General features: G+C 64.4%; 6 protein-coding genes. 5 read left to right on the forward strand and 1 reads right to left on the reverse strand.

The features are described from left to right. On the reverse strand, nt 1–1,277 hold a 1,277-nt coding region (locus tag ACEW8Q_RS10980; RefSeq protein ID WP_373504101.1), incomplete at its 3' end, for an NAD(P)-binding protein. Nucleotides 1,278–1,332: 55 nt separating this feature from the next. Here ACEW8Q_RS10980 and ACEW8Q_RS10985 point away from each other — a divergent pair. The 5 genes from ACEW8Q_RS10985 to ACEW8Q_RS11005 form a co-directional block, all read left to right on the forward strand. Then, nucleotides 1,333–3,357 (forward strand): CocE/NonD family hydrolase, encoded by a 2,025-nt coding sequence (locus ACEW8Q_RS10985; protein ID WP_373504102.1) that lies wholly within the window; start codon nt 1,333–1,335, stop codon nt 3,355–3,357. A gap of 32 nt (nt 3,358–3,389) precedes the next feature. Continuing rightward, nucleotides 3,390–4,340, forward strand: coding sequence for an ABC transporter permease (locus tag ACEW8Q_RS10990; RefSeq protein WP_373504103.1), 951 nt, complete (start codon nt 3,390–3,392; stop codon nt 4,338–4,340). After that, nucleotides 4,324–5,193, forward strand: coding sequence for an ABC transporter permease (locus tag ACEW8Q_RS10995; protein ID WP_373504104.1), 870 nt, complete (start codon nt 4,324–4,326; stop codon nt 5,191–5,193). Before ACEW8Q_RS10990 ends, ACEW8Q_RS10995 begins: the two co-directional genes overlap by 17 nt. Beyond that, entirely contained in the window at nt 5,190–6,158 is a 969-nt protein-coding gene (locus ACEW8Q_RS11000) for an ABC transporter ATP-binding protein (RefSeq protein ID WP_373504105.1), read from the forward strand. The genes ACEW8Q_RS10995 and ACEW8Q_RS11000 overlap by 4 nt, the downstream gene beginning before the upstream one ends. Beyond that, nucleotides 6,155–6,630: ATP-binding cassette domain-containing protein (locus ACEW8Q_RS11005; RefSeq protein WP_373504106.1), on the forward strand; the 476-nt coding region annotated here is incomplete at its 3' end. The genes ACEW8Q_RS11000 and ACEW8Q_RS11005, both read left to right, overlap by 4 nt.

The raw sequence follows: 6,630 nt of genomic DNA on the forward strand, positions 1-6,630 counted from the left end.
AGGCGGCCACCCAGCGACGTGCCGCGCTCGGCGAGCATCACCTCGAAGCCGCGCTTCGCCAGTGACAGCGAGGCCTCAAGACCCGCCGGCCCGCCGCCGACCACTAGCACCTTTGCCTCGGAAGATTTCGGCGGAATGATCTCGGGATGCCAGCCGAGGCGCCATTCCTCGCCCATCGCCGGGTTCTGCGTGCAGCGCAGGTGCACCGCTTCGTTGTTGGCCGACCGGCAGATGTTGCAGCCGATGCATTCGCGGATTTCATCTTCGCGGCCTTGTGCGATCTTCTTCGGCAGGAAGGGATCGGCAATCGAGGGGCGTGCCGCGCCAATGAAGTCCTGAATGCCGCGCCTGATCTGGCTCACCATCGTATCGGGAGAGGTGAAGCGTCCAACGCTGACAACGGGCTTCGACGTCAGCTGCTTGACGAAGGCAACATAGGATTCCTGATAACCCTCGGCGCTGAACCGCGAGCTTTTCGAATCATTGCCGAGGCTGCCCGAGACATTGACGTCCCACAGGTCCGGGATGTCGGCCAGCATTGCAACAGCCTCGCGGCCTTCGCCTTCAGACGTAACACCGCCGGGGCCGTGCAGCTCGTCGACAGAAAGCCGGATCGCAACGGCACAGGTTCCGCCCACCGCATCCTTCGTGTCTTCGAGCATTTCGCGGATGAGGCGCACGCGGTTCTCGAGGCTGCCGCCATATTCGTCGCTTCGCGTATTGTGACGGCGGGACAGAAACTGGAACGGCAGGTAGTCGTGGCCTGCATAAACGTAGATGATGTCGGCACCCGCGCGCCTCGCCCTGATCGCCGCCTCGCGCTGGGCGCGGCGAAATGCACGGATGTCGTGGAGGTCCATGGCGCGCGCCGTTCCCGCGAGATTGTACATGCCGGGACGCACCGAAGGCGCCAGCATCGGCTCGCGCATCATCCTGTTCGCGGAATGCGAGCCGCCATGCCAGAGCTCCACCGCCGCCAGACTGCCATGTTCGTGGACGGCACCGGTGATGAGCGCCAGGGCCTTCACGTCATCCTCATCCCACAAGGTGAGAAAGCCGAAAGGTGAATCGTCCGAGCCCGGATCGATGGAGCAATACTCGGTCGAAACGACACCCCAGCCGCCCTCAGCCTTCATGCCGCGCAAGGCCGCGGAACTCATGGGTTTCATGTAGCCCATGCCGGTGGCGTGCGGGGTCTGGTAAAACCTGTTGGGCGCGGTGACGGGCCCGATCCTAACGGGTTCGAAGAGGATATCGTAGCGGGGATTTCTCTGCATCTTGCCAAGCACCATAGCTTATTATATGGTCGTTCAACAAGAGGCGGGATGGTTCATGCCCAAGATCGTGACGGAATTTCCTCATGAGGTCGACATTGTCGAGAACCTCTTCATTCCGCTGCGCGACGGAACGAAGCTGGCCGCGAAGCTGTGGATACCGAAGTCTGCCGAGAAGGAACCGGTCCCGGCCCTTCTTGAATATCTTCCCTATCGCAAGCGCGACGGAACGCGCGGGCGCGACCAGGGCATGCATCTCTACTATGCCGGCCACGGCTATGCCTCGATCCGCGTCGACATCCGCGGCTGCGGCGACAGCGATGGCATTCTCCCCGACGAGTACACCGTGCAGGAGCAGAAGGACGGCTGCGAGGTGATCGCCTGGCTGGCCCGGCAGCCGTGGTGCTCAGGGCGTGTCGCCATGTTCGGCAATTCATGGGGCGGCTTCAACGCGCTGCAGATCGCGGCGCGGCAACCGCCCGCACTCAAGACCATCATCACGGTGGGTTCCACCGACGACCGATATGCGACCGACATCCACTGGGTGGGCGGCTGCCTGTCGAAGGACAATTTCGACTGGTCATCCACCATGTTCGCGCATCAGGACCTGCCCCCGGACCCTGAAATCGTGGGGCCCCGCTGGCGCGAGATGTGGCTGGAGCGCGCAAAGCACAATGTACCGTGGATACTCACATGGCTGAAGCACCAGCGGCGCGACGGCTACTGGAAGCAGGGCTCGGTCTGCGAGGACTTCTCGAAGATCAGGATTCCCGTCTATGCGGTGAATGGCTGGGCCGACAATTATTCCGAAAGCATTCCACGCCTGCTCGAGGGCCTGAACGTGCCACGCAAGGGGCTGATCGGGCCATGGGCGCATTCCTATCCACAGATCGCGGCCGTTGGTCCTGCGATCGGCTGGCTGCAGGATTCGCTGCGCTGGTACGATCACTGGCTGAAGGACATCGACACCGGCGTGATGGATGAGCCGATGTATCGCGTGTGGATGCAGGATGGACGGCCGCCCAGCACCTGCTACGCGGAACGGCCGGGACGCTGGGTGGCGGAATCCTCATGGCCCTCGCCGCGCATCCGCCGCGAGAAGCACTATCTCAACCATGCGGGTGCCTTGTCGAAGACCAGGGGCAAGGTCTCGAAGCTCAGCATCTGCTCTCCCCTCACCGTCGGCATCGCGGCGGGAGAAGTCGGCCGATACGGGCAGGACGCCGAATGGCCGACGGACCAGCGCGAGGACGATGGCGGCTCGCTCGTCTTCACCAGTGCGCCCTTGACGAAGACAATCGAAATCCTCGGCGCGCCGCAGCTTCACATCACATTCTCGAGCGACAAGCCGCAGGCACTGGTGGCCGTGCGGCTCAACGACGTCGCACCCGACAGACGCTCGACGCGGGTGACAGTCGGCCTCCTCAACCTCACGCACCGCGACAGCCATGAGCACGCGGAGGCACTCGTGCCGGGCAAGACCTATACGGCGACGGTCGACCTCGACGACATTGCGCATGTCTTCGCCAAGGGTCATCGCATCGCCGTTTCGCTCTCCACCACCTATTGGCCCATCGCCTGGCCGTCGCCTGAACTGGCGACGCTGACGCTGCAGACGGGCAAGAGCCGGCTCGATCTTCCGGTCAGGCCAACGTCTGCCGCCGACGGGAAGCTGAGACCTTTCGAGGACCCCGTCTCGGCACCCGATACGCCTGCCGTTCATCATGCGGTTGAAGCGAAGCATCGCCGCAGCGTGCGGCGCGATCTGCTCTCGGGCGAGATCGTGGTCGACTTCCCGCGCTGGACGGGATCGCGCACGATGACCGACATCGAACAGACGCACACCACGTCGGGCCTGTCGCGATACACGATCACGGAGGGCGACCCGCTGTCGGCTCGCACGGACACCGAGTTCCGGATCGAGATCAAGCGCAAGGATGCAACGCTGCTGCATCACAGCACGGGCAGCCTCACCTGCGATGCGAAGTACTTCCATGTCGACATGACCTTGAGGCTTGAGGAGAATGGCGTTCCCGTCTTTGAGCGCGAGTGGCACGAGAGGATCAGGCGTGACATGGTATAGTCGAACCTGCGTCAGGAAGGGCTGAACGTCCGGTGCTGACCTACGCGATCAAGCGCATCCTGCTCGCCGTGCTGATCCTCATCGTGGTCATGCTCGCGATGTATGCCATGGTCTTCCTGGTTCCGGGCGATCCGGCATCGCTGGCACTCGGCCCCCGCGCCACACCGGAACTGAAACGCGAGCTGATCGCCCGCATGGGCCTTGACCAGCCCCTCTTCATTCAGGTCTACCGCTTCTTCGCCAACGCCCTCTCGGGCGACCTCGGTTATGACGTGTGGTCCAAGCGGCCGGTCGCCGCGCAGATTGCCGAAGTCTTTCCGCAGACATTGCTGCTGGGCCTCGCCGCCATGGGATGGGCCGTGGTGCTGGGTGTGGCGCTGGGATGCAGCGCCGTGATCTACCGCGGCACGTTCATGGACCGCATGCTGGGCCTGCTCTCGGTCAGCCTCATTTCCATTCCGTCATTCGTGGTCGCCATCTACCTGCTGCTGATCTTTGCGGTCTGGCTCAACTGGCTCCCTGCCATCGGCGCGGGCGAGGCCGGCGACCCATGGAGCCAGTTCAAGGCGGTGCTGATGCCGGCCTTTGCCATCGGCATCAGCTGGGTCGGCTACCTCGCGCGCATGGTGCGGGCCTCGATGCTGGAGGTGATGGGCGCAAACCACATCCGCACGGCACGCGCCTTCGGCCTGCCGGAGCGGCGGATCGTCTTCAAGTATGCGCTGCGCATCGCCATCATCCCCACAATCTCGCTTCTGGCAGTCGCCTTCGGCTCCATCCTGTCGAGCGCAGTCTTCGTGGAGACGGTGTTCTCGCGGCCGGGCATTGGCACGCTGGTCACCGCCGCGGTGCAGAAGCGCAACTATCCCGTGGTGATGGGCACCGTGCTGACGATGACCGCCTTCTACCTGATGGTGGTGACGCTCGCCGACCTGGTGATTGCAAGCCTTGACCCAAGGGTGCGCGATGTCCTCCGTGGCTGAGCCCATGTACCGGCATTCGGCGTTACGGGGCTTGCTGTCCGACCCGATGGGACTGCTCGGCTCAACTCTCGTCGGCGCCTTCCTGCTGATGGCCCTCTTTGCGCCGGTGCTTTCGCCCTACGACCCGCTGAAGATCGATGTCGTCCACAAGTTCGCGCCGCCCAGCCTGGCGCATTGGGCGGGCACCGACCAGCTCGGGCGCGATACGCTGTCGCGCATCATCCACGGCTCGCGCACGGCTCTTTCGATCGCCCTCACGGCGGCGGGCCTGGCGGGAACAATCGGTCTTCTGCTGGGGCTTGCGTCAGGCTTCGGGCCGCGATGGCTGGACAGCATTCTCGTCCTGCTCTTCGACTCGATGAGTTCGTTGCCAATGATCATGTTCGCGCTTGCCGTCATCACCGTTCTGGGGCCGGGCACGGCGACGCTCATCCTGGTGATCGTGCTGGTCTCGATGCCGGTTTATGCGCGCCTCATCCGCTCGCAGGTGCTCTCGCTCAAGAACAGCGACTTCATCCTGGCCGAGCGTGCCATGGGCGCCTCATCGCTCCGCATCATGCTGGTGCATCTCCTTCCCAATGTCGTGGGGCCGCTGGTGATCGTGCTCAGCATGGATATTCCCGTCATCATCATGCTGGAGGCGGGACTCAGCTACCTGAACCTCGGCGTGAAGCCGCCGACGCCATCGTGGGGCAACATTCTCTATGACGGCTACACCTCGCTCCGCGCCGCGCCGACGATGGTTGTGGCGGCCGGCATTCCGCTGATCCTCGCCACGCTCGGCTTCACATTCCTCGGCGAGTCACTGCGCGATGTCCTCGACCCGCGCCTGAAACTCAAGGTGCCGCGGTGACGGAACCCCTGCTCGACATCGACAACCTCACCATCGCCTATCATACGGAGGGCGGCCTGCTGATGGCGTTGCGCGGGGCGAGCCTCACGGCAAGGGCAGGCGAAGTGATCGGCATCGTGGGCGAGAGCGGCTGCGGAAAATCGACGCTCGCCTCCGCGATCATCAACCTCCCCGGCACCAATGCCGAGATCAAGGGCGGCGCCATCCGCTACAGGGGCACCGATATCCTGACGCTCGATCCCGAAGCACAGCGGGCACTTCGAGGCCGCGACATTGCGATGGTGTTTCAGGATCCGATGACCTCGTTCAATCCCGTGCTGACGATCGGGGACCAGCTCGTCGATTTCCAGCACCAGCGCAATGCGCCGTACACGGAGAAACGGGCGCGGGCGCTCAAGCTTCTGGAGGAAGTCGGCATCCCCGATCCCGCAGGCTGCCTCCGGCGCTATCCGCATGAACTCTCGGGTGGCATGCGCCAGCGTGCGGCCATCGCGGCGGCCCTTCTCATGGAACCCGGCATCCTCGTGGCGGACGAGCCGACGACAGCACTCGACGTCACGATGGAAGCGCAGATCATCCATCTGCTGCGCGAGCTCCGCAGCATTCATCGCGGCGCGATCATCGTGGTCACGCATCACCTGGGCGTCGTCGCGGAACTCTGCGACCGGGTCTACGTGATGTATGCGGGCGAAGTGGTGGAGGAAGCGCTGGTGGACGATCTCTTCCATGCTCCGGCCCACCCTTACACGAAGGCGCTGCTAGCCTGCGACCCCGCGCATGTAGAGGAGCGGATGAGCGTGCTGCCGGTCATTCCGGGCCGCGTGCCGGACCTGACATCGCCGCCGACGGGCTGCAGCTTCGCCACGCGCTGCAGCGTCGCGATGGATCACTGCCGCGATGTTCATCCCCCATGGGTCAGATGCGGACCCAACCAGGGTGCCCGATGCCACCGGGTGACGGCATGACAGCGCTGCTCGACATCGAAAACGTTTCGGTGAGCCTGCCGATGTCGGGCGGCGGCCTCGCGAGCCTGCTGCCCGGCACCGCGCCGCGCTTCGACATTCTCGATGGCATCTCGCTCACGGTTTCGCTTGGCGAGACCTTCGGCCTTGTGGGCGAATCGGGCAGCGGGAAGACCACGCTGGCGCGCGCGATGCTCGGCCTCCTGCCGGTTTCGCAGGGCACGACGCGCTTCGACGGCGAGACCCTTTCGACAGCCGCATCCTACGCACACATGCGCCGCAACGCCGCGATGATGTTTCAGGATGCCGTCGCCTCGCTCAGTCCGCGCATGAGCGTCGGCGCGCTTGTGACGGAGCCCTTCATCATTCACGGGCTTGCCTTGCCCGACCGGCGCGGGAAGGCTGGGGAGCTTCTCGCCCGCGTCGGCCTGCCATCCGCAATCGCGGCGCGTTACCCGCATGAGCTCTCGGGCGG

This window comes from Aestuariivirga sp. (genome assembly GCF_041738905.1).
Taxonomy (GTDB): Bacteria; Pseudomonadota; Alphaproteobacteria; order Rhizobiales; family Aestuariivirgaceae; genus Aestuariivirga.